Annotated in this window: 21 protein-coding genes; 10 read left to right on the top strand and 11 right to left on the bottom strand. The window is 64.6% G+C overall.

Annotated elements, in window-relative coordinates:
* Positions 1-88: 88 nt before the first annotated feature.
* Positions 89-1,036 (top strand): cation diffusion facilitator family transporter, encoded by a 948-nt coding sequence (locus HUX88_RS04015; protein WP_176360921.1) that lies wholly within the window; start codon positions 89-91, stop codon positions 1,034-1,036.
* A complete protein-coding gene (locus HUX88_RS04020; protein ID WP_176360922.1) occupies positions 1,029-1,670 on the top strand; it encodes a CatA-like O-acetyltransferase in 642 nt (213 codons plus the stop codon). Before HUX88_RS04015 ends, HUX88_RS04020 begins: the two co-directional genes overlap by 8 nt.
* Positions 1,671-1,749: 79 nt before the next feature.
* Here HUX88_RS04020 and HUX88_RS04025 read toward each other — a convergent pair whose 3' ends face one another.
* On the bottom strand, positions 1,750-2,613 hold the full coding sequence (locus HUX88_RS04025) for a LysR family transcriptional regulator (protein WP_176360923.1): 864 nt from the start codon (positions 2,611-2,613) through the stop codon (positions 1,750-1,752).
* Positions 2,614-2,706: 93 nt separating this feature from the next.
* Here HUX88_RS04025 and gstA point away from each other — a divergent pair, with 93 nt between their 5' ends.
* The gene (gstA, locus tag HUX88_RS04030; protein ID WP_176360924.1) at positions 2,707-3,306 is read left to right on the top strand and encodes a glutathione transferase GstA; all 600 of its coding nucleotides are present in this window, start codon (positions 2,707-2,709) and stop codon (positions 3,304-3,306) included.
* On the opposite strand, the gene HUX88_RS04035 is transcribed toward gstA, so the two are convergent.
* The 3 genes from HUX88_RS04035 to HUX88_RS04045 are packed head-to-tail and all read right to left on the bottom strand — an operon-like array spanning position 3,303 to position 6,808.
* On the bottom strand, positions 3,303-5,555 hold the full coding sequence (locus HUX88_RS04035; protein WP_176360925.1) for a bifunctional (p)ppGpp synthetase/guanosine-3',5'-bis(diphosphate) 3'-pyrophosphohydrolase: 2,253 nt from the start codon (positions 5,553-5,555) through the stop codon (positions 3,303-3,305). The two genes, gstA and HUX88_RS04035, sit on opposite strands and share 4 nt — an antisense overlap.
* Before the next feature lie 7 nt (positions 5,556-5,562).
* Positions 5,563-5,913: a RidA family protein gene (locus HUX88_RS04040; RefSeq protein WP_117011392.1), complete on the bottom strand. Its 351-nt coding sequence runs from the start codon at positions 5,911-5,913 to the stop codon at positions 5,563-5,565.
* A 16-nt stretch (positions 5,914-5,929) separates the two neighbouring features.
* Entirely contained in the window at positions 5,930-6,808 is an 879-nt protein-coding gene (locus HUX88_RS04045; RefSeq protein WP_176360926.1) for an alpha/beta fold hydrolase, read from the bottom strand.
* A gap of 134 nt (positions 6,809-6,942) precedes the next feature.
* On the opposite strand from HUX88_RS04045, the gene HUX88_RS04050 reads away from it, so the two are divergent.
* From HUX88_RS04050 to HUX88_RS04060, 3 genes are all read left to right on the top strand, one after another.
* On the top strand, positions 6,943-7,737 hold the full coding sequence (locus HUX88_RS04050) for a 3-hydroxybutyrate dehydrogenase (protein WP_176360927.1): 795 nt from the start codon (positions 6,943-6,945) through the stop codon (positions 7,735-7,737).
* A 49-nt stretch (positions 7,738-7,786) separates the two neighbouring features.
* Positions 7,787-9,145: a dicarboxylate/amino acid:cation symporter gene (locus tag HUX88_RS04055; protein ID WP_217916219.1), complete on the top strand. Its 1,359-nt coding sequence runs from the start codon at positions 7,787-7,789 to the stop codon at positions 9,143-9,145.
* Positions 9,146-9,216: 71 nt separating this feature from the next.
* Positions 9,217-9,855, top strand: a complete 639-nt coding sequence (locus HUX88_RS04060) for a M949_RS01915 family surface polysaccharide biosynthesis protein (protein ID WP_373886750.1) — start codon at positions 9,217-9,219, stop codon at positions 9,853-9,855.
* 12 nt (positions 9,856-9,867) lie between these two features.
* On the opposite strand, the gene HUX88_RS04065 is transcribed toward HUX88_RS04060, so the two are convergent.
* From HUX88_RS04065 to HUX88_RS04075, 3 genes are all read right to left on the bottom strand, one after another.
* Positions 9,868-12,273, bottom strand: coding sequence for a DUF3857 domain-containing transglutaminase family protein (locus tag HUX88_RS04065; protein ID WP_176360929.1), 2,406 nt, complete (start codon positions 12,271-12,273; stop codon positions 9,868-9,870).
* Between the two features lie 126 nt (positions 12,274-12,399).
* Positions 12,400-13,050, bottom strand: a complete 651-nt coding sequence (locus tag HUX88_RS04070; RefSeq protein ID WP_117011398.1) for a CoA transferase subunit B — start codon at positions 13,048-13,050, stop codon at positions 12,400-12,402.
* 21 nt (positions 13,051-13,071) lie between these two features.
* The gene (locus HUX88_RS04075; RefSeq protein ID WP_176360930.1) at positions 13,072-13,770 is read right to left on the bottom strand and encodes a CoA transferase subunit A; all 699 of its coding nucleotides are present in this window, start codon (positions 13,768-13,770) and stop codon (positions 13,072-13,074) included.
* Positions 13,771-13,911: 141 nt separating this feature from the next.
* On the opposite strand from HUX88_RS04075, the gene HUX88_RS04080 reads away from it, so the two are divergent.
* Positions 13,912-14,472, top strand: a complete 561-nt coding sequence (locus HUX88_RS04080) for a LuxR C-terminal-related transcriptional regulator (protein ID WP_117011400.1) — start codon at positions 13,912-13,914, stop codon at positions 14,470-14,472.
* On the opposite strand, the gene HUX88_RS04085 is transcribed toward HUX88_RS04080, so the two are convergent.
* Entirely contained in the window at positions 14,473-15,249 is a 777-nt protein-coding gene (locus HUX88_RS04085) for an SDR family oxidoreductase (RefSeq protein ID WP_070359926.1), read from the bottom strand.
* Positions 15,250-15,501: 252 nt separating this feature from the next.
* Here HUX88_RS04085 and HUX88_RS04090 point away from each other — a divergent pair, with 252 nt between their 5' ends.
* From HUX88_RS04090 to HUX88_RS04100, 3 genes are all read left to right on the top strand, one after another.
* Entirely contained in the window at positions 15,502-17,130 is a 1,629-nt protein-coding gene (locus HUX88_RS04090; protein ID WP_117011401.1) for an electron transfer flavoprotein-ubiquinone oxidoreductase, read from the top strand.
* A gap of 280 nt (positions 17,131-17,410) precedes the next feature.
* A complete protein-coding gene (locus HUX88_RS04095) occupies positions 17,411-18,319 on the top strand; it encodes a flagellin (RefSeq protein ID WP_117011402.1) in 909 nt (302 codons plus the stop codon).
* A gap of 101 nt (positions 18,320-18,420) precedes the next feature.
* Entirely contained in the window at positions 18,421-19,371 is a 951-nt protein-coding gene (locus HUX88_RS04100; protein WP_176360932.1) for a hypothetical protein, read from the top strand.
* A gap of 67 nt (positions 19,372-19,438) precedes the next feature.
* Here HUX88_RS04100 and HUX88_RS04105 read toward each other — a convergent pair whose 3' ends face one another.
* The 3 genes from HUX88_RS04105 to HUX88_RS04115 are packed head-to-tail and all read right to left on the bottom strand — an operon-like array spanning position 19,439 to position 23,443.
* Positions 19,439-21,526: a flagellar biosynthesis protein FlhA gene (locus HUX88_RS04105; protein WP_117011404.1), complete on the bottom strand. Its 2,088-nt coding sequence runs from the start codon at positions 21,524-21,526 to the stop codon at positions 19,439-19,441.
* A complete protein-coding gene (locus HUX88_RS04110; protein ID WP_117011405.1) occupies positions 21,523-22,662 on the bottom strand; it encodes a flagellar biosynthesis protein FlhB in 1,140 nt (379 codons plus the stop codon). The genes HUX88_RS04105 and HUX88_RS04110 overlap by 4 nt, the downstream gene beginning before the upstream one ends.
* Positions 22,655-23,443, bottom strand: coding sequence for a flagellar biosynthetic protein FliR (locus HUX88_RS04115; RefSeq protein WP_117011406.1), 789 nt, complete (start codon positions 23,441-23,443; stop codon positions 22,655-22,657). Before HUX88_RS04115 ends, HUX88_RS04110 begins: the two co-directional genes overlap by 8 nt.
* Between the last annotated feature and the right edge of the window lie 7 nt (positions 23,444-23,450).

A 23,450-nucleotide genomic window follows, 5' to 3' on the forward strand; every position in this document is an offset into this window, starting at 1 on the left:
AACATTTACAAATTGCACTATGAGGATGCCATACGCGGGTCATCGACATCCTTTAAACTATGGGGGTTCCCACTACAACAAGAAGCCGATGCAAGCCGAAACCCGCGCCAACACTAGCATAGAGCTGCCACCCTCCCCGTCCGCCCACCTGCACGAGCACCGCGACGGCGACGCCCAACATGCACACTTCAACGTGCAGCGTAGCCAGTCGGTGCTGGCGTGGTCGCTGGCGCTGACATTGGGATTCGCCGTGGTCGAAGTCGTCACCGGCTTCATGTCCAACTCGCTGGCGTTGATTTCCGACGCCGGCCACATGGTCACCGACGCCGCCGCGCTGGGCCTGGCCTTGCTGGCGCAGCTGATCGCCAAGCGGCCGCCATCGGCGCGCCACTCGTTCGGCTTCGGCCGCGCCGAGGCGCTGGCGGCTTTCGTCAACAGCCTGGTGTTGCTGCTGCTGGTCGGTTGGATTGTGTTCGAGGCGGTGCAGCGCTTCTCCAAGCCAGAGCAGGTGCAAGGCGGCACCGTGTTTGTGGTGGCGGGCATCGGCCTGCTGATCAACCTGGTGCTGGCCTACATGCTGTCGCGCGGCGACAGCAATATGAACACGCGCGCCGCGCTGGTCAACGTGATCGGCGATCTGCTGGGCTCGGTGGCCGCGCTGATCGCCGGCGCCGTCATCTACTACACCGGCTGGATGCAGATCGATCCGCTGCTGTCGATCTTTGTCGCGCTGCTGATTTTGAAATCCACCATCGACGTGCTGCGCGAGTCGTATCACTTCCTGATGGGCGGGGTGCCGGAACAGATCGATTACCTGAACGTCGGCGCCGACCTGGGCAAGATAGACGGCGTCTGCTCGGTGCATGACCTGCATGTATGGGACATGTCGCCCGGCCATCCGGCGCTGATCGGCCACATCGAAATCACCGACCTCGCCTGCTGGCCCGAGATCCTGCTCAACATCAAGTCCATGCTGCTGGAAAAGCATGGCATCGACCACATCACCTTACAAGCAGAAGTAGCCCACGATGCATAATTTTGAAAAACGCCGCGACCGATACAACGCCTTTGCCTCATTTGAAAACCCGCTGGTCAACCTGAGCTTCGAACTGGAGGTGGCGGACTTCCGCCCCTTCTGCAAAGAACACAAACTGCCGCCGTTCCACGTCTTCCTGTATTGCGTGCTGAACTCGCTCAAGGAGAACGACAACTTCATGTACCGCGTCCACGAAGGTGAGGTCATCAAGATCGACGATTTCATGGCGTCGTACACTGTGCTCAACCGTGACAACAACCTGAACTTCGCGCGCTTCACGCGCTCGTCGGACCTGCATGAGTTCGTTGAGCGCAGCGTAGCGGCGAAGAAGATCGCCGAGGCCAGCGACGCGCTGGTCAACACCACCGAAGCGCTGAGCCCGCTCGACAAGAAGCGCAACGTCCACATCACCTGCATGCCGTGGCTGAAGCTGGTGGCGATCGAGCATCCGATTTACTGCCACAAGAACTACGACATCCCCTCGCTGGCCTGGGGGCGTTTCAGCGACCCACGCGCCGACGGCAGATTGACGATGACGATGTCCGTGCTGGCCCACCACGGCTTCGTCGACGGCTACCACATCAACCTGCTGGCCAAGGCCATCGAAGCGCGCGTCGCGAAAATCATCGCTTAAAACCGGTGGGGTCAAGTCTGACATTCGGACACGAGCTCTTCTGTAGCATGCCCGCTACGGAAGAGCTCGTGTCCGAATGTCAGACTTGACCCCAAAGTTTTTGGGCGGCAGCGGAGGCGCGGCCGGCTTGCGAACGGAGCAGGCCGAACTCGCGATACAGGCGCGGCTGTAGTTGCATGATGCGCAGTCCGCGCCGGTCTTCCGGCAACGCCGATTCGGGAATGATTGCCACGCCCAGCCCTTCCCTCACCAGCACGGCAGCGCTGCCCAGGTCGCGCACCGTGACGCGGATGTCGGTCAGCGTGACGCCGGCTTCCTCTGCCAGACTCTGCGCATGCACCGTGCAGCCGCCGGTCGCCAGCACGAACGGCTCATTGGCCAACTCGGCCAATGCGATGCCTTGCTCGCTCGAACGCCGCCCCAGCGGATGATGGGTCGGCACCACCGCCACCCAGGCATCTCGGCCGATGATGGCCGCCTCCCGCCCCGGCGCGGGATTCAGCACCACGCCCAACTCGACCGTGTCATCCGCCAGCCACTGCTCCACCTCGTCGTCCGTCCCCTCCAGCGCCACGACGTCGATGCCCGGATGGCGGCGCTTGAACGCTTGCAGCAACGGCGGCAGCACGGTGGTCATCACGGACGGGAAGCCGGCCACCCGGATGCGGCCGGCATGCAAGCCTTGCGCGGCATGGGCCAGCGAACGGATCGCATCGAACTCCACCAGCATCGCGCGGGCATGCGCGACGACCTGCTCCCCGAATACGGTGACGCTGACCTCACGCCGCTCGCGTATCAACAACTGCGCGCCGAGCGACGCCTCCATCTGCGCAATCGCCTGGCTGGCGCCGGATTGCGTGATGCCGACCTGCTCCGCCGCCCGCGAGATGTTGCGTGTATCGGCGGCCGCGAGCAGCAGGCGCCAATGGGCCAAATTCATCATTAGAAAACCTAATACCTAGCTTATGGAGCATTAATTTTACAGCCAAGAACCCGACGCCTACAGTGAAGCCTCATCTTTCTTATGGAATCCGATATGAAGCTATATTTCGCACCGCATACCTGCTCGTTCTCGCCGCACATCGTATTGCGGGAGCTGGGCCTGCCTTACGAGCTGGTACGCGTCGATAACCAGACCAAGCTGACCGCCGACGGCAGGGACTTCCGCAGCATCAACCCGAAAGGATATGTCGCGGCACTGGAATTGGAGAATGGAGAGGTGCTGACTGAAGGCGTGGCCATCGTTCAATATCTGGCGGACTTGAAGCCGTCGGCCGGACTGGCGCGGCCGCCCGGCAGCTGGCAGCGCGTGCGCTTGCAGGAGTGGTTGAATTTCATCGGCAGCGAAATCCACGCCGGCGTGGCCCCGCTATTCAATCGCGCGATGCCTGAGGCCGCCACCGCCATCTTCCGCGACAAGCTGCAGAAGCGCATGACGTTCCTGCAGCACACGCTGCAACAGCAGGACTATCTGATGGGCGATAAGTTCACCGTGGCCGATGCCTACCTGTACACGGTGCTGGGATGGTTTGCCTTCTTCGATATCAGCCTGGACAACTGGCCGGCCGTGGCGGCCTATTCAAACCGCATCGCAGCCCGCCCCTCGGTGCAGGCCGCGATGCAGGCCGAAGCCTAGGCGCGCCGGGCTTCCTGGACGCCGCTCACTTCGGCAATGGCGTTCAGGGCCTTCTGCAATTGCGCGGTGGCGCCGATCTCGGCCGTGAAGGTCATGCGCGCGAAGCCCTTGGCGCTCTGCGTGTTGACGCCGATGACGTTGATCTTCTCGCGCGAGAAGATCTCGGAAATATCGCGCAGCAAGCCCTGGCGGTCGCCCGCCAGAATGAAGATGTCGACCGGGTAGACGGTGTCCGATCCGGCCCGTCCCCACTCGGTCACGATCACCCGCTCGGGCGCCTTGGCGCGCATCTCGGCGAAGTTCTTGCACGTGGCGCGGTGGATCGACACGCCCTTGCCACGCGTGACGAAGCCGACGATGCCGTCCGGCGGCGCCGGCTTGCAGCACTTGGCCAATTGCGTCATCAAGCCGTCTGTGCCCACCACCAGCACGCCCGACTTGGCGCCCTGGTCCACGCTGGACGCCTTGCTCTTGCCCAGCACCACCGCGTCTTCCGGCTCGACCGGCTCGCCGGTGTCGTGCAGCGCCTGCTCGACGTGGCGCAGGCTGAACTCGTCCTTGCCCACCGACAGGAACAGGTCATCGACCTTGGCGAAGCCCAGCTTGTTGGCCAGCGCTTCCAGGTTAACCGCCGTCTTGCCTTCGCGCTGCAGGGATTTCTCCACCATCGCCCGGCCGTGCGACAGCGTTTCCTGCATGTCGATGGCGTGGAACCAGGCGCGGATCTTGGAGCGCGTGCGCGTGGACACCGTGTATTCGTCGCTGAGCCAGTCGCGCGACGGGCCGGCCGTGCCGGGCGCGCCCTTGGCGGTGATGATCTCGCAGGTCTGGCCGTTCTTCAGCGGCGTGTTCAGCGGCACCATGACGCCGTCCACGCGCGCGCCGCGGCAACGGTGGCCGACGTCGCTGTGCAGGTGGTAGGCGAAGTCCACCGGCGTGGCGCCGACCGGCAGTTCCAGCACGCGCGCCTGCGGCGTCAGCACGAAGATGCGGTCGTCCAGCGCGGCGGACTTGAGCTTCTCCACCCACTCGCGCTGCTGCTCTTCCTGCCCGACCACGGCGTCGGCCACGTCGGTCTTCCACGCCAGCAGCTGGCGCAGCCAGGCGATTTTCTCGTCGTACTTCTGGCCGGCGAAGTTGGAGCCGCCCTCTTCCTTGTAGCGCCAGTGCGCCGCCACGCCATACTCGGCGAAGCTGTGCATCTCCTGCGTGCGGATCTGCACTTCCAGCGGCCGGCCGTCCTCGGCCGTCACCACCGTGTGCAGCGACTGGTAGCCGTTCGATTTCGGCCGCGAGATGTAGTCGTCGAATTCCTTCGGGATCGGGGTCCAGATGTTGTGCACCACGCCCAGCACCGTGTAGCAGGTCTTGACGTCGGCCACGATCACGCGGAAGGCGCGCACGTCGTACAGGTCGGTGAAGTCGAGCTCCTTGCCCTTCATCTTGCTCCAGATGGAGTAGATGTGCTTGGGCCGCCCGAACACTTCGGCCTGGATGCCGGCCGCCGACATCTCCGACTGCAGCCGAGCGATCGACGAGGTGACGAAGCCTTCGCGCATCATGCGCTTTTCTTCCAGCATCTTGGCGATGCGCTTGTACGCCTCCGGTTCGATGAAGCGGAACGACAGGTCCTCCAGCTCCCACTTGAGCTGCCAGATCCCCAGCCGGTTGGCCAGCGGCGCGTACAGGTCCAGCGTCTCGCGGCCGTAGGCGCAGGTCATGTCGTTGAACAGCTTGATGTCGGCGAAGTAGCGCAGGGTCGTCACGCAGGACGCCAGCCGCACCAGCACCACGCGCATGTCCGAGGCCATGGCCAGCAGCATCTTGCGCAGCGTTTCGACCTGCGCCACCGCCATCTGCGCGGCGTTGCGGCCGCGCGCGACGGCGCCCTGCGGTCCCTGGGTTTGCGTCAGCTCGCGCAGGCGGATCAGCTGGCGCACGCCGGCCACCAGGTCGCTGACCTCCTGGCCGAAGCGCGGTTCGATGATGGGCGCCTGCGCCGTGTCGAGCAAGGTCAGCTCGAACATCAGGCCGGCGATGCGGGTCTCGACGTCGGTACGCATGAAGGCCAGCGTGCCGGCCACGCCGACCGCGAAGTCGATGGCGGCCTGGCCGCTGGCGCAGACCTTGTCGCCGTAGGCGTCGCTGGCGAAGTCCAGCGCCGCCAGCATGCGCGCGCTGTCGTCCGGCGACAGGCCCTGGACCAGTTGCTCCGACGTTGCGCTGGTGAGCGCGGTGATGGAAACCATGATGCCCCTAGCGCTGCGCCGCGACGACGATGATCTCCACGCGCCATGCCGGATCGGCCAGCTTGGCTTCCACGGTGGCGCGGGGCGGCGTGTGCCCGCTCGGCACCCAGGCGTCCCACTCCTCGTTCATGCCGGCGAAGTCGGCCAGGTCGGCGATGTAGATGGTGGTACTGAGGATACAGGTCTTGTCGCTGCCGGCTTCGGCCAGCAGGCGGTCGATGTGGCCCAGCACTTCGCGGGTCTGGCCGCGGATGTCCTGTGTCTTGTCGTCGGCGATCTGGCCCGCCAGATACACGGTGCCGTTGTGGATGGCCGCTTCGGACAAGCGTTTGCCTACATGCAGTCGTTTGATTTCCATACTCTTCTTCTTTACATTAACCCAACAGGAATTGCTTGACGATGGCGATCTGGTCGTCGTGAATAAAGGTCGGCGCGTGGCCGACGTTCGGGATTTCCACCAGCGCCGGTTTCGGGCCGCGCTGCGCCATCAGCGCCGCCGTCTCGGCGGTCAGCAGATCGGACTCGGCGCCGCGCACCAGCAGCGTCGGGCAGCGGATCGCGTCGTAGGCCGCCCACAGCATCGCCTCGTCGGCCGCGGCCGATTCCGGCGTGGCCGAGCGGAACGGCAAGGCCAGCCCCATATCGTAGTGGCGTATCCACTTGCCGTCCTTATCCTGGCGCAGCACGTCGCTCGCCAGTTTATGCCATTCGGCCTCGGTGTGCTGGCCGAAGGTCAGCGAGACGTCGCGGATGAACTTGGCGGCCTCGTCGAAGGTGTCGAAGCGCAGGTCCTGGCCGATGTAGTCGCCGATGCGCTGCAGCGCCGCCGGCGCCAGCACCGGGCCGATGTCGTTGAGGATCAGCTTGCGCACCGGGTTGTCCGGCAGCGAGGCCAGGCCCAGGCCGATCAGGCCGCCCATCGAGGTGCCGAACCAGTCGACGCGCGATTGCGCGCCGGCCGGCAGCACGCGCGCCAGCAGGGTGACGATGTCGCTGACATACTGCGGAATGCGGTACAGCTGCGGATTTTTCAGCCAGCCGGAGCGGCCGCGGCCGACGATGTCCGGGCAGATCACGCGGTAGTCGTTGGCCAGCGCGCGCGCCATGTTGTCGAAGTCGTCGCCCACGCGGGTGACGCCGTGCACGCACAGCAGCACGTTCGGGTTGCTCTCATCGCCCCATTCCTTGTACGACATGCGGTGCAAACCAGCCAGAGACAGACATTGAACAGACTTTATTTTTGCTTCGAACATGCGACTTCCTTGGTGGTTTTTATAGTGATTTGTGCAATGCTGTTTAGAAATACCATTTTACCGGGCGTTACGCTTAAAATCCTACCGAAGTGTAGCGCAGCACGACTTTAATCTCCAACCCCACTGAGGACACTATGGCAAACAAGACTTTGAGCGGCAAGACGGCATTGGTGACCGGCTCCACCTCCGGCATCGGCCTGGGCATCGCCCGCACGCTGGCGGCGGAAGGCGCCAACGTGCTGCTGAACGGCTTCGGCGACGCCGCCGAGATCGCCCAGCTGCAGATCGGCCTGGCCGCGGAATTCGGCGTCCAGGTGGCGTACCACAATGCCGACATGTCCAAGCCGGCCGAGATCGAAAACATGATCGCCTTCGCCGGCGACAAGTTCGGCGGCGTCGATATCCTGGTCAACAACGCCGGCATCCAGCACGTGGCCAACGTCGAGGACTTCCCGGTCGAGAAGTGGGATGCCATCATCGCCATCAACCTGACCTCGGCCTTCCACACCTCGCGCCTGGTGCTGCCGCGCATGCGCGCCAACAACTGGGGCCGCATCATCAACCTGGCTTCCACGCACGGGCTGGTGGCGTCGGCCGGCAAGTCGGCCTACGTCGCCGCCAAGCACGGCCTGCTCGGACTGACCAAGGCCAGCGCGCTGGAGACCGCCACCACCGGCGTGACCGTCAACGCGATCTGCCCGGGCTTCGTGCTGACGCCGCTGGTGCAGAAGCAGGTCGACGCCCGCGCCGCCAAGGACAGCATCAGCAACGAGGACGCCAAGAAGGCCCTGCTGGCGGACAAGCAGCCGTCCGGCGAGTTCGTCACGCCGGAGGAACTGGGCGCGCTGGCCGTGTTCCTGTGCAGCGACGCGGCCAAGCAGGTGCGCGGCGTGGCGTGGAATATGGATGGTGGTTGGGTGGCACAATAACCTTGCATAAGGGATATCACTGTTGTGAATGCGGTTAACCACAATGGTGATGTCTCCTATTTTGTCGGATGATGGTCTCCTCACAAGAACGCGAGGAGACCCCGTGAAAAAGCCGTTTTATAAAGTTCTATACGTCCAGGTATTGTTCGCCATCGCATGCGGCATCCTGCTGGGCGCCTTCTACCCATCCGACGCGGTCGCCATGAAACCGCTCGGCGACGGCTTTATCAAATTGATCAAGATGATCATCGCACCGGTGATCTTCTGCACCGTGGTCTCCGGCATCGCCGGCATGCAGGACATCAAGAAAATCGGCCGCGTCGGCGGCAAGGCGCTGTTGTATTTCGAGGTCATCTCCACCTTCGCGCTGGTGATCGGCCTGTTCGTGGCCAACATCATGCGCCCGGGCGCCGGCTTCAACGCCGACCCCGCCACGCTCGACACCAAGGCCATCGCCGAGTTCACCGAAAAAGCCAAGCACCAGTCGACCATCGACTTCCTGATGAACATCATCCCGAACACCGTGGTGGACGCCTTCGCCAAGGGCGACATCCTGCAAGTGCTGCTGATCGCCATCCTGTTCGGCTTCTCGCTGTCGCTGCTCGGCGAGCGCGGCAAGCCGGTCACCAAGCTGATCGACGAACTGTCGTCGGCCATCTTCGGCGTGGTCGGCATCGTGATGAAGGTCGCCCCGCTGGGCGCGTTCGGCGCGATGGCCTTCACCATCGGCAAATACGGCATCGCCTCGCTGATGCCGCTGGCCAAGCTGATGGGCTGCTTCTACCTGACCTGCTTCCTGTTCGTGGTGGTGGTGCTGGGCACCGTGGCGCGCCTGACCGGCTTCTCGATCTTCAAGTTCATCAACTACATCAAGGAAGAACTGCTGATCGTGCTGGGCACCAGCTCGTCGGAAAGCGCCCTGCCTTCGCTGATGACCAAGCTCGAACGCCTGGGCTGCTCCAAGTCCGTGGTGGGCCTGGTGGTTCCGACCGGCTACTCGTTCAACCTGGACGGCACCAACATCTACATGACCATGGCCGCCCTGTTCGTGGCGCAGGCCACCAACACCGACCTGACGCTGATGCAGGAACTGACCATCCTCGGCGTGGCGATGCTGACCTCGAAAGGCGCGTCCGGCATCACCGGCGCCGGCTTCATCACGCTGGCGGCGACGCTGGCCGTGGTGCCGACCATTCCGGTGGCCGGCATGGCGCTGATCCTGGGCATCGACCGCTTCATGAGCGAATGCCGCGCGCTGACCAACTTCGTCGGCAACGGCGTCGCATCAGTGGTCGTGTCGCACTGGGAAAAAGAGTTGAACCACGACACGCTGCACAAGGAACTGAACAATCCCGGCTCGACCGTGACCGACCCGGACCTGCAACCGCTGACCCGCCACGCGCACTGATCAGCCTTGCCCGGCCACGCCCCGCACGCTGCATGACGGCCTGCGGGGCGTTTTTCATATATATTCCGGGCATGACCATGAACTCATCCCACCACGCCACCGCCATCGCGCTGTGGCTGGCAGCCGCCACCTGCGCCGCCGCCGAACCCGCCCCCAAGATCGACGCGGTGTACCTGGCCGCGCGCCACATCGGCTACGCCGGCACGCTGGTCGGCGCCAAGCGCGTCGAGGACCGCGAGGGCGAGCACCTGCTGGTGCTGAGCCGCAAGGCCAGCCGCTCGCAGATGGCCAATTCCGACAGCGATGAAGACTACCTCGAACTGGCCGCCACCTACTACGGCCGCAAGGAGGGTCGCTGGGTGACCGAGTGGACGGTGCGCGACTCGGTCGACTGCCCGATCCTGGACCATGTGGCGGAATTCTTCCCCTCCGCCGTCCGCATCACCGACCTGAACCACGACGGCCGCAGCGAAGTCACCATACCGTATCGATTGTTTTGCAGCGGCGGCGTGGACTACTCGACCGTCAAGGTGATCCTGCGCGAAGGCGCGACCAAGCTGGCCATACGCGGCGAACTGGAGTTCCACGACACCGGACCCGCGCTGCAAGGCAAGCGCCAATACGACGCCGCCCTGCTGCAACCAATCAACGCCGCCTACAAGAAGCATATGGACGCGGTCTGGAAAACCGTGGTGCACCACCACGATTAACGCCGGGCCTGGCTAGCGGCTCAGCACCTGGGCCGCGTAGCTGCCCAGCATGAGCCAGCCCAGCAACGGCGGCAACTTGCGGGCCAGCGACCACAAGGCCATCGTCAATGGATCGCTCCTCAAGCCGTAGCAACGACGGGCCCAGCGATAGAGCGGGTGGGTGGCCGGCACCAGCGCCACGCCCTCCCACAGATATTTCGCCAGCATGGCCAACACGACGGCCGACACCGGCAACGAATACCGCAGCGGGATCGCCGTCAGGCCGATCAACGCGAACATCGCCCCCAGCAGACTTCCTGCCAGCGCCAGGCGCCGGTTCACTTCGCGGTGCTCGGGAGCGGCGCCGCGCCCCGCAGGCAGCAGCACCCGCCGCAGCCCTACCACGCTCAGTGCGGCCAGCCCCAACAGCCACCCAGGCCCCCCCAGACCGCTGCCGGATGCGGCTGGCGCCTCACCGGCCACGCGATCGCCCGGGGCGTCGGTGTAAAGCTGATAGCCCACCATCTCGCGCGCCTTCTTCAAGTGGGCGGCGTAATTGCCCATGTCGCCAGGATCGACGTGATCGCTCAGCGCGCGGTAGTTCGCCGTGATACGCACGCTCTTTCCATCGGCGGCCGGCGCCACCTCGTAGGAGAACTCGAAGGCCGCATCGTGCACCTCGGCTTTCTCGCTTTTCAAATTCCAGCGTTCGGGCAGGCGCACCTCGGTCACTTCGCTGATATTGTTCGGATATTCCAGACGCAGCGGCGCGTTGCGGCCGATCGCATCCGGCGCCTTCAGCGGTCCCGTGACGTCCGACGCCTCGATGTTGGCCTCGAGCCGGCCGCCCTTCCCGCTGCGCTCCCAGAAACCGGCGATGCGGTAGGACTCCACCAGCGTCAAGGCGTTGGCGGGCGCATTGTCCTGCACCTTCAGCTCGCCGTCGGCGCGGATGCCGGCATAGCTGCGCGCATAAAAATTGCGGTACTGCGTGACCAGCTCGGCCTTGTTGCTAACCAGCTGGTCGCGCAGGCTGTCGGCGCCGCGCCCCTCGAATGTGGTCGTCACCGTGTAGCCGACCGGCTGCGCGAGACCGGCGCTGGCGTCGAACAGCGCGCGCACGGTCTTGCGCGGGGCGGCCCGGCCCGCCATCGGCGACAAGCCTGCGGCACCCGGCTCCAGCACCAGCGCATAGCCGTAGTCCGGCTGATATAGGTGCTCCAGGTCGCCTTGTTGCAGGGAGCGCGTCGGGTCCAGCCAGTACAGCTTGCCGCCCGTACGCACCCGCACCAGCACATGGTTGAACGCGGTCGGCGTCGGCGCCCAGGTCGCCACCTCGCGCGCGATGGCGGTGTTGACCAGCGCCGGCGCGGCGTCGATGCCGAGCGCGTCCAGCATCGTCACCACCAGCAGCGCCTTGTCCTTGCAGTCGCCGAAGCGGCGCTGGAACACCGTGGACGGCGCGGTCGGCGCATGCGATCCGGGCCCGACCTCGATGCCCAGGTAACGGATGTCGCGCTGCACCAGCTTGAGCACCTCGGCCACGCGGCCGGCCGGGTCCGCGTGTTCACGGGCGATCCGCTCGACTTCGCGGCGCAACGCCTCGCCCATGTCGCGCTGCGGCCGGTACAAAGGCAGGGCCCATCGCACCACCTCGGCCCAGTCGCGGAACTCGGTCCATTGCACCGAAGCATAGGGGTCGTACCACTCGGGCGCGCCGCTGTCGACGCGCAATTCCGGCACGTTGTGCAATTCCCAGCGGTAGTCGCGGTAGTCGTCCGCTTCGCGCAACTGCGGTTTCAGCTTGCTGTGGCGCGGCGCGATCCAGACCGGACGGCTGGATGGCACCAGCAGCCGCACGAAGGCATGCTCCACCGGCACCGCCCACTCCAGGTCGGCCTTGCCCGTCACCTTGTTCTGGAACACCGGGTTGCTGCCGTCCACGCTGTACGCGTATTCGACGATGTCGCCGATGCGGACGTCGTCCAGCATGACGCTGGCGGTCATGCTGCCGTCGTAGATCTGGGAGTCCAGTTCGGTCTCGCGCTGCAATACGTGCACCTTGGCGCTGGCCAGCCGGGGCGCCAGCTTGCCGTCGCGGATCACATTGATCGCATGCAGCGTCAGGCTCTGGTAGGTGGGGTCATAGCTGATGCTGATCGAGGCGACCTTCTCCACCCCGCTGCTATCGAGCGCCCGCTTGGCCACGTGCAAATACGTCACCTTTCCGCGCTGGTCGACGCGGGTCTGGTAGTCCTGCAGCAGATAGGCCACGCCGCCGCGCGGAGGCAGCGGTGTGGCGGCCGGCGGGTGCAGCGGCGATACCGGCACCACCCATGGCGCGGCGGCGCCGGTCTTGTAGTCGGCTGGTTTGGCCCAGGCCTGGACACAGACCAGGCAGGCCAAAAAGTACAGTACCGCGCATCGGATCGATTTCATTGAGAAATAAGATAGTTATTTTTCTAACAGTCTATCCGTTGGATTTCTCAAATACAAGTTTATGCCGGCGCGGCGGAGCATAAAAAAAGGCACGCCGAAGCGTGCCTTGCTGTGTGCCGGCGGCGCTTAGACGGCCGACATGTCCAGCGGCACGCCGGTGGCGGCCTGGATCTGCTCCTTGCTGACGCCGGGCGCCAGTTCGGTCAGCTTCAAGCCTTTGGCGGTCACTTCCATCACGCCGAGGTCGGTCACGATCAGGTCCACCACGCCGACGCCGGTCAGCGGCAGGTCGCATTTCTTCAGCAGCTTGTGCGAGGTCGAGCCGTCCTTGGCGGTGGCGACGTGCTCCATCAGCACCACCACGCGCTTGACGCCGGCCACCAGGTCCATCGCGCCGCCCATGCCCTTGACCATTTTGCCCGGGATCATCCAGTTGGCCAGGTCGCCCTGCTCCGACACCTGCATCGCGCCGAGGATCGCCAGGTTGATCTTGCCGCCCCGGATCATGCCGAACGAGTCGGCCGAGCTGAAGTACGCCGCGCCCGGCAGCGCCGTCACGGTCTGCTTGCCGGCGTTGATCAGGTCGGCGTCGACCTCGTCGTCGGTCGGGAACGGGCCGATGCCCAGCAAGCCGTTTTCCGATTGCAGGAACACTTCCATGCCGGCCGGGACGTAGTTCGCCACCAGCGTCGGCAAGCCGATGCCGAGGTTGACGTAGTAACCGTCTTGCAATTCCTTCGCCGCGCGCGCGGCCATTTCGTCACGAGTCCATGCCATGATATTTACTCTCCGATATTCTTAGTTGGCGCGCACGGTGCGCTGCTCGATGCGTTTTTCCGGCGTGGCGTTGACCACGATGCGGTGCACGAAAATGCTCGGCAGGTGCACGGCGTCCGGGTCGATCTCGCCGATTTCCACCAGCTGCTCGACTTCGACGATGGTGACCTTGCCGGCCATCGCGGCGTTCGGGTTGAAGTTGCGGGCGGTCTTGCGAAACACCAGGTTGCCGGCCTTGTCGGCCTTCCAGGCCTTGACCAGCGCCACATCGGCCACCAGGCTGCGTTCCATCACGTACTGCTCGCCGTCGAATTCGCGGATTTCCTTGCCCTCGGCGACGATGGTGCCGACGCCGGTCTTGGTGAAGAAGGCCGGAATGCCGGCGCCGCCGGCGCGCAGCTTCTCGGCCAGCGTGCCCTGCGGCGTGAATTCCAGCTCCAGCTCGCCGGCCAGGTACTGGCGCGCGAACTCCTTGTTTTCACCCACGTAGGAGGCGATCATCTTCTTGATCTGCCGGGTTTCCAGCAACTGGCCGAGGCCGAAGCCGTCCACGCCGGCGTTGTTGGAGATCGCGGTCAGGCCGGTGACGCCGGAATCGCGCAGCGCGGCGATCAGCGCCTCAGGGATGCCGCACAGTCCGAACCCGCCGACGGCGATGGTTTGACCGTTTTGTACGACGCCGGCCAGCGCGGCGGCGGCGTCAGGATAGATCTTGTTCATGGGTGTCCCTTATCTTATTTGCTCAACACGTGTTGCTAAATCCGTTGCTAACATTGTTAAATGCGCTAGCGACGAGGCGTCTCAGCATAGAATACGCACATCAAAAGCACAATACCGTAGAACTACCTGCCGCCCCCACACATGAACAACGCTCCGGTCATCGACTACGAATCCATTTTCCTGCACGCGCCGGTCGGCATGTGCATCTCGGAAAACCGCGTCATCCAGTCCTGCAACGAGGCGCTGGCGGCGATGTTCGGCCACCCCCGCGAGCAGCTGCAGGGCCAGTCCTTCGTGGTGCTGTATCCGACCATGGACGAGTTCCTGCGCACCGGCGACCGCATCATCCCCATCATGAACGCCAGGGGCCGCTATTCGGACGAGCGCATCATGCGCCGCGCGAACGGCGAACTGTTCTGGTGCCACGTCACCGGGCATTCGATGAAGGCGTCCGAGCCGCTGGGGCCCGGCATCTGGACCTTCGAGGACGTCAGCGAAAAGCGCCCGGTGACGGCCGAGCTGACGCCGCGCGAGCGGGAAATCGCCGCCCTGCTGGTCGAGGGCAAGACCAGCAAGACCATCGCCCGCCAGATCGACCTCAGCCCGCGCACGGTGGAAATGCACCGCGCCAAGCTGATGCGCAAATTCTCGGCCGCCACCTCGTCGGAACTGGTCCACAAGCTGGTCGGCCTGCAGCTCTGATTACGTTGCCGTCATGCCGTCGTCGGCGGAAATAATCGCGCCGTTGATGAAGTTGGAGTCCTCCCCCGCCAGCAGCAGCAACAGCCCGTCCAGGTCCTCCGGCTTGCCCGGGCGCTTGCGCGGCAGCATGTTGATCAGCTTCTGCCCCTGCTCGCTGGCGAAGTATTCCTCGTTGATCTCGGTCGAGATGTAGCCGGGGCAGATGGCGTTGGTGTTGATGCCGTACTTGCCCCACTCCACCGCCATGGCCTTGGTCATCTGCACCACGCCGGCCTTGCTCATGCAATACACGCCGATCTGCGGCATCACCCGCAGCCCCGCCACCGAGGCGATGTTGATGATGCGGTGCTTCTTGGTCGGATCCCCCTTGGCGCGCGCGATCATGCGCTTGGCGGTCTGCTGGGCCACGAAGAAGGCGCCGCGCAGGTTGGTGTCCATGACGAAGGCATAATCCTCCGGCGTCACGTCGACCAGCCGCTGGGTGGTCGACACGCCCGAGTTGTTGACCAGGATGTCGATCGGCCCGGCCTCGGTCTCGGCATGGGCGATGGCCGACTTGATGCTGGCGTAGTCGGTCACGTCCAGGCTGACCACATGGGCGGCGCCGCCGTCCGCCTCGATTTCGGCGCGCAGCTCCTTCAGGCGCTCGGTGCGGCGCGAGGCCAGCACCACCTGGGCGCCGGCCTGGGCCAGCACTTTGGCAAACCGGGCTCCGAGACCGCTGGAGGCGCCGGTGATCAGCGCAATTTTTCCCTCAAAGTTGACTTCTATGCCCACGAGCTACTCCTAGTATTTGGTAATGGTGATGAATTTCCGACAGCGTAGACTGTCGAATCGTTATGATTACACAAATCGCCAGTATTAGATTGCAGTGTCTAATAATGTCCCTCAAAATGGCGCCCACATTGCAATCCGGACGAAAAAGAAGCACACTCGTGCTTAAATTTTCCTCCACCCATTTGACCACTATAAGAACAGACCATGACACAGCCACAAAATCTAGTAGAACAGTACGGCCCGCGCGATGCGATGGAGTATGACGTCGTGATCGTCGGCGGCGGCCCTGCGGGCTTGTCGGCGGCCATCAAGATCAAGCAGCTGGCCGCCGAAAAAGGCCAGGAAGTGTCGGTCGTCGTGCTGGAAAAAGGCGGCGAGCTGGGCGCCCACATCCTGTCCGGCGCCGTGATGGACCCGAAGGCGCTGACCGAACTGATCCCCGACTGGAAGGAAAAAGGCGCGCCGCTGAACACCGCCGTCACCGAGGACCGCGTGCTGTTCCTGACCGAAACCAAGGCCATCAAGACCCCGAACTTCCTGCTGCCGGCCTGCTTCGAGAACCATGGCAACTACGTGATTTCGCTGGGTAACGTGGTGCGCTGGCTGGGCCAGCAGGCAGAGGCGCTGGGCGTGGAGATCTTCCCCGGCTTCCCCGCCGCCGAGATCCTGTACAACGACGACGGCTCGGTCAAGGGCGTGGCGACCGGCAACATGGGCGTCAAGCGCGACGGCGAGGCCGGCTCTGACTTCCAGCTGGGCATGGAATTGCACGGCAAGTACACGCTGTTCGCCGAAGGCGCGCGCGGCCACCTGGGCAAGCAGTTGATGACCAAGTACGACCTGAACAAGGGCAAGGACCCGCAATCGTACGGCATCGGCATCAAGGAACTGTGGGAAATCGACCCGGCCAAGCACCAGCCGGGCCTGGTGGTGCACACCACCGGCTGGCCGCTCGACAGCAAGACCTACGGCGGCTCCTTCCTGTACCACCTGGAAAACAACCAGGTCATGGTCGGCTACGTGGTCGGCCTGAACTACGAGAACCCCTACCTGTCGCCGTACGAGGAATTCCAGCGCTACAAGACCCACCCGGCCATCAAGACCTTCTTCGAGGGCGGCAAGCGCATTTCCTACGGCGCCCGCGCGATCACGGCCGGCGGCCTGCAGTCGCTGCCCAAGCTGGTGTTCCCGGGCGGCGCGCTGATCGGCTGCGACGCCGGCTTCCTCAACATGAGCCGCATCAAGGGCAGCCACGCCGCCATCAAGTCCGGCATGCTGGCCGCCGAATCCGTGTTCGAGGCGCTGGGCGCCAGCCGCCAGCACGACGAGCTGGCCTCCTATCCTGTCGCGTTCGAGAAATCCTGGCTGCACGAGGAACTGCACGTGGCGCGCAACGTCAAGCCATGGCTGAACAAGGGCCTGTACCTGGGCTCGCTGATGACCGGCATCGACCAGCTGGTCTTCCGCGGCAAGGCGCCGTGGACACTGCACCACACCCACGCCGACCACGAATGCCTGAAGCCGGCCTCGCAGTGCACGCCGATCAGCTATCCCAAGCCGGACGGCAAGCTGACCTTCGACCGCCTGTCGTCGGTGTTCATCTCCAACACCAACCACGCCGAGGACCAGCCGATCCACCTGACCCTGAAGAACCCGAGCGTGCCGGTGGACGTCAACCTGGCCCAGTACGCGGGTCCGGAGGCGCGCTACTGCCCGGCCGGCGTGTATGAATTCGTCAAGACCGACGAGGGCGCGGACCGCCTGCAGATCAACGCCCAGAACTGCGTGCACTGCAAAACCTGCGACATCAAGGATCCGACCCAGAACATCGTCTGGATAACGCCGGAAGGCGGCGGCGGCCCGAACTATCCGAACATGTAAGCCAAAAAAGCAACAATGCTGAAGCGGCGCGTCCTTGGTGGCGCGCTGTTTTTTATTCCGGGAACGATTTATTGCACCTCCCCCGGCAAAACCGTCTCATAATCGAACGATGGAGGGCCGGCGCCGCAGGCCGCAACCGCGCGAATTCACCCTTCATGGAAAAATATTTTAGAAATTTCCACAAAGCATTTAATGTCCTTCCAGATACGGTCGTCTTGTACTTGGGAGAGCACAAAGGATCCGTTGCTCCGAACTGAATCCACCTACCAGGAGTTATTTCATGCTGAGCCTTCACACTAACGCTGCGGCCCTTTCCGCACAGAACTCGATCTCCCGCACCCAGATGTCCCTGTCGACTTCGCAGACCCGCCTGAGCACCGGTTTCCGTGTCAATTCGGCCATGGACGATGCTGCCGGCCTGCAGATTGCAACCCGTCTGAAAGCACAATCGAGCGGTATGGCCATGGCAATGCGCAACACCCAGAACTCGATCTCGATGCTGCAAACCGCCGAAGGCGCGTTTGACGAAGTCACCACCATGCTGACCCGCATGAAAGATCTGGCCACCCAGGCAGCCGATGCCTCGTCGACCGCAAAAGACCAGGCTGCTCTGCAGTCCGAGTTCGACGCGCTGGGTAGCGAACTGAACAACGTAATGAAAAACACCACCTTCGGCGGCGCCAAGCTGATGGACGGCGGCACCCTGTCGGCATCGATGACCTTCCAGATCGGCGCCACCAAGGCTGAAACCATGTCGATCGACCTGTCGGCCGCCATGACCACCCTGACCGGCGCAGGCGGCCTGGGCGGTGTTTCGGCACGTTACGCAGCAGGCGGCGCGGCCGTCGGCTCCGAAATCTCCGACGGCACCGACGGTACCGCATCGGCCAGCAACGCCGCCGGCCAGACCGCAGCGAACGCCACCATCGACACCATCAGCACCGCCATCGACCTGGTCGGCGGCGTGCGTTCGTCGCTGGGTGCGGCCGCCAACCGTCTGGACCACGTGTACAACAACCTGTCGAACATTTCGACCAACACCAAAGCTGCAACTGGCCGTATCATGGACACCGACTTCGCTTCGGAATCGTCGAACATGACCTCCAGCCAGATGCTGCTGCAGGCCGGCACCGCCATGCTGAAGCAGTCGAACAGCACGTCGTCCCTGGTTATGTCCTTGCTGCAGTAATCGTAGCGCCTTCCTGACCTGCTCGCGGGTCGGGAACACAAGGAGCCAACCGGAAGTTCGGTTGGCTTTTTTTTCACCGGTTTTTTTCGAGAGCAAGCCTGATGGCTTTAGACCGCATCGGACCCACAACGCGCCCGCTGGGCATCCCGGACCGGCAGTCCACGCAGCCGGGACCGGTCGCGCGCGCGCCCGGCGCCACGCCGCTGGACGCCGACTATCCGGTCGGCCCGCTGGCGCCCGATGGTCCCGGCGCGGTCGGCGTGCTGCTCGACGGCCCCGAGGGCCTGCCGCTGCCGCAATCCGGCGTCGAGGCGCTGGCGGCCGCGCTGGCCGAGGTGCCGAACGCCGGCGATCCGGCCGCGATGCGCCCCAATCAAGTCTTTTTATCGCGCCAGCTGGTCTGGCAGCCGCCCGACACCCAGATGATGGCCGCCTCGTGGCAAGTCATGGTGCGGACCTACGCCGAACAGCGCGCCGCCTGGCTGGAACAGGCCACCGGCCAGCACATGCCGTCCAGCCTGTTCATGGCCGACCACACGCCGGCCGCCATGCGCGAGGGCCGCCCCGGCCTGCCGCTGGTGACCGAGATGGAACCGTGGCGCTTCGCCGTCTACGCCTGGGGCGCCGAGCGCCTGGTGCTGAAGGTGATCGTCAAGGAGGACGAGGAGCAGGACCGCAGCAACCGCCGCCGCCGCGCGCGCGTGGCGCTGCGGCTGGAATTGATGCTGCCCGGCGTGGGCCGGGTGGTGATCCAGATGGAACCGGCCACCGGCAACGGCGTGGCGCTGGAGGTGGGCGCGGCCCAGACCTCGGCCATGCAGCACATGCGCGAAATGCTGCCGCAGCTGGCGGCCACCGTCAGCCGCTGCGGCCTGACGATACTGCGCTGCCGCCTGCGGCGCGAACTGCCCACCATCAGCGGCGAGCACACCCACCCCACCCGCGCCCACACGGCGGCGCTCACGCAAGCCATCTTCAAGGCCATGGCGGAACTGGCCGTGCTGCTGTCGCAACCGCTGCCGCCGGACGACCTGCTGTCCGAATCCGCCTGAGCGCCATCGCATAAAAAATGCCGCCCGGTCCGTGGACGGGGCGGCATCGTGCCGGGCGCGGCCGGGATCAGCCGACCGTGCCGATGATGCTGACCTCGCGGTTTTCCGGGATCTCGTTGTAGGACAGCACGTGCAGGCCGGGCGCGAACAGCCGCGCGTAGCGCGCCAGCAGCGGACGGATCTGCGGCAGCACCAGCAGCAGCGGCGGCGTGGCCTGCTGCTTCATCTGCTCGCGCGCCACCGGCATGTTGACCTGCAGCTGCGCCAGCAGGTGCGGGTCGATCGGGTAATTGTCCAGCACCACCTTGCCGCTCTGGCGCGCCTGGTTCAGCGAACCGAGCAGCATGTTCTCCAGGTCGCCGCCCAGGTTGAAGGCCTGCATCTCGGTCCTCTGCCCGAACAGGCCGGTGACGATCTGGCGCCGCAGCGCGCAGCGCACCTCGGCCGCCAGCAGGATCGGGTCCTTGGTGGTCTCGGAGCTGTCGACCAGCGTGGTGGCGATCGGCACGATGTCCTTGAGCGACACGTTCTCCGCCAGCAGCACGCGGAACACGCGCAGCATCTGCGTGTGCGTCAGCGCCTTGTCCAGCGAGGCGGCCAGCTTGGGCGACAGCGCCGACAAGCGGTCCATCAGCGCCGGCACGTCCTCGTGGCGGAACAGCTCGGGCAGGTATTCGCGGATCAGCTTGGACAGGTGGGTGGCGATCGCGCTCGGCGCCTCCACCACCTGGTAGCCCAGGCCCAGCGCGTTGGCCTTCTCGCTGGTCTCGATCCAGGTCACCGGCATGCCGTAGGCCGGCTCGATGCCGGGGATGCCGTCGATCTGGCCGTAGACGTTGGGCGACGGGATCGCCATCAGGCGGTCGGCGAACACCTCGGCCTGGGCCACCACGCTGCCCGACAACATCACCGAATACTGCGACGGCTTCAGGCCGAGGTCGTCGCGCACGACGATCGGCGGCAGCAGCAGGCCCATCGCTTCGGACAGGCTCTGGCGCACGCCCTTGACGCGCTTGGTCAGCGGCTCGCCATGGGCCTTGTCGATCAGGCTGACCAGCTTGTAGCCCAGCGCCACCTGCAGCTGCTGCACGGCCGGCAGGCTGTGCCAGTCGAGCTCGGGCGCGCGGTCGTCGCGCAGCGCCGCCTCGATGGCGTCGAGGTTGCTGGTGTCGGGCGCCTTGACCCGCTGCATCAGCCGCCAGCCGACATAGGCCAGCACCAGCGCGAACGGGACGAACATCGGCCACGGCATGCCCGGCACCATGGCCAGGATCAGCAGCATGCCCGAGGCGCTCAGCATCACCTGCGGCGAGGCCAGCAACTGGCCGCCGACCTGCTGCTCGAAGTCGCCGGAGTCGGAGATGCGGGTCACCAGGATCGCGGCCGCGGCCGACAGCAGCAGCGCCGGGATCTGCGCCACCAGGCCGTCACCGATGGTCAGCAGCGCGTACTGCCGGAAGGCGTCGCCGAAGGACATGTCCTGCATCAGCGCGCCGATGGCCACGCCGCCGACCATGTTGATGATCAGGATCAGGATGCTGGCGACGGCGTCGCCGCGCACGAACTTGGAGGCGCCGTCCATGGCGCCGTAGAAGTCGGCCTCGGCCGCCACGTCGAGGCGGCGAGCCTGGGCTTTTTCCTGGTTGATCAGGCCGGCGTTGAGGTCGGCGTCGATCGCCATCTGCTTGCCGGGCAAGGCGTCCAGCGTGAAGCGGGCGGACACCTCGGAGATCCGCTCGGCGCCCTTGGTCACCACCATGAAGTTGATGATCATCAGGATCACGAACACGACGATACCAACGACATAATTGCCGCCGATGACGACCTTGCCGAAGGCCTCGATCACCTGGCCGGCCGCGGCCGTGCCCTCATGGCCGTGCAGCAGCACCACGCGGGTCGAGGCCACGTTCAGCGTCAAGCGCATCATGGTGGTGGCCAGGATCACGGTCGGGAACACCGAGAAGTCCAGCGGCCGGCGGGCCGACACCGACACCAGGATCACGATCAGCGCCAGCACGATATTGAACGTGAACATCACGTCCAGCAATATCGGCGGCAACGGCAGGATGATCATCGCCAGGATCACCAGCAGGAATGCCGGCGTGGCGAACTTGTGGCGACGCGCTTCTGCGACCAGCCTGTTCAAAAAATTCATGACTTGCTTGCCTCACTCATGGATGTTGGGACATCGACTTCTTTCGGATACACCGGCTCGGCGCTGCGCCGTCCGGTACGGAATGCCTGCAATTGCAATACATAGTTCAGCACCTGCGACACCGCCTGGTACAGCTGGACCGGGATCTGCTGGTTGACCTGGCTGGTGTTGTAGATGGCGCGCGCCAGCGGTGCCAGCGGCATCACCTCGATCTTGAACTCGGCCGCCAGCTGGCGGATGTACAAGGCCATCTCGTCGATGCCCTTGGCCACCACATACGGTGCTTCGGCACGGCCCTGGTCGTACTTGAGCGCCACCGCGTAGTGCTCCGGGTTGACGATCACCACGTCGGCGGTCGGCACGGTCTTGCGCGCGCTGCGCCGCGCCATCGCCCGCTGCAGCTGGCGGATGCGGCTCTTGACCTCGGGCCTGCCCTCGGTCGACTTGTGTTCCTCCTTCTGGTCCTGCTTGGACATGCGCTGGTTCTTGGCGAAGAAATACGCCTGCGCCGGCACGTCGATCAAAGCGAAGATGATAAACACCGCGATCAGCGACATCAAGCCGTCCAGCATCAAATTCGAGCCGGACATCATGGCCTGGCCCATCGGCATGTGCTGCAACTGCGTGTAGTTCTGCACGGTCGAGCGGGCCACGTGGATCAGCACGGCGATCAGCACGCCGGCCTTGGCCAGCGAGATCAGGAATTCCGTGCCGTGCTTGGCGCTGAACAGGCGGCCCAGGTTGGCGGCCGGGCTCAACCGTTCCATCTTGGGTTCCCAGTGCTTGGTGGTGATCACCCAGCCGCCCGGCACCATCGCGCCCAGCACGATGAAGAACGGCACCACGAACAGCGGCAGCACCATCTTGATCAGCAACCACATCGACGAGCTGAACACGGTGGACATGGCGTTGTCGATCGAACCGGTGGCGCCCAGCGGCGCGTAGCTCTGGTGGAAGATCTCCAGGAACTCGGCCAGGTAGTCGGGCAGCAGGTAGACGAACAGCTTGAGGCTGACCAGGATGCCGATCGCGGTCGACAGGTCGCGCGAGCGCACCACCTGCCCTTCCTGGCGCGATTTCTTGAGCTTCTGTTGTGAAGCCTTCTCTGTCTTGTCGGCGCTGTCCTGCTCAGCCATGGACCGCCGCCTGCATCTGCTGGCGGATCAGCTCCAGCACCATATTGGTCATCCGCACATAGTGATCGGGAATGAAGCGCACCACCTGGGCCAGCATCATCAGGCCGAAGATGGTGATCACCGAGAAGCCCAGCGCGAACAGGTTGAGCGCCGGCGCCACGCGGTTGAGCAGGCCGAAGCCCAGCTGCACCACCAGCGTGGAAAACACCACCGGGATGGCCAGCAGCATGGCGGCGGAAAAAATCCAGGCGACGTTGTAGGCGATCGCGTTGAGCAGCAGCGGCTGGTAGCCGTGGCCCAGCGGCCAGGCCTTGAAGCTCTGGCCAATGACGTTGGCGATCACCAGGTGGCCGTCGATGGCGAAGAACACGATGATCGACAGCACCGACAGCAGCGCCGACACCACGTCCGACGACTGGCCGTTGACCGGGTCGTTCATCACCGCCATCGAAAAGCCCATCTGCGACGACACCATGAAGCCCAGCACGCTGATCACCGACATGGCGAAGTGGAAGGCCAGGCCCAGCACGAAGCCGATCAAGGCCTGCTCGGCGCTGGCGGCGATGCCGCCCATGGAGAAGGGATCGATGGTGGCGGCGCCGGCGCCGGTGGTCAGCGGCAGCATCAGGATGGCCAGCACCAGCGCGATCAGGATGCGCACCGTGACCGGCGTGACCGCCTCGCCCAGCACCGGGGCGCCGATGAACATCGCCAGGATGCGGCAGAACGGCCACCACAAGGCGGTGAGCAGGGGCAGCAGCTGGCTCAGTATCGGTTCCATGACGGCG

Source organism: Duganella sp. BJB1802 (assembly GCF_013369445.1).
Lineage (GTDB): Bacteria > Pseudomonadota > Gammaproteobacteria > Burkholderiales > Burkholderiaceae_D > Rugamonas > Rugamonas vulcania_A.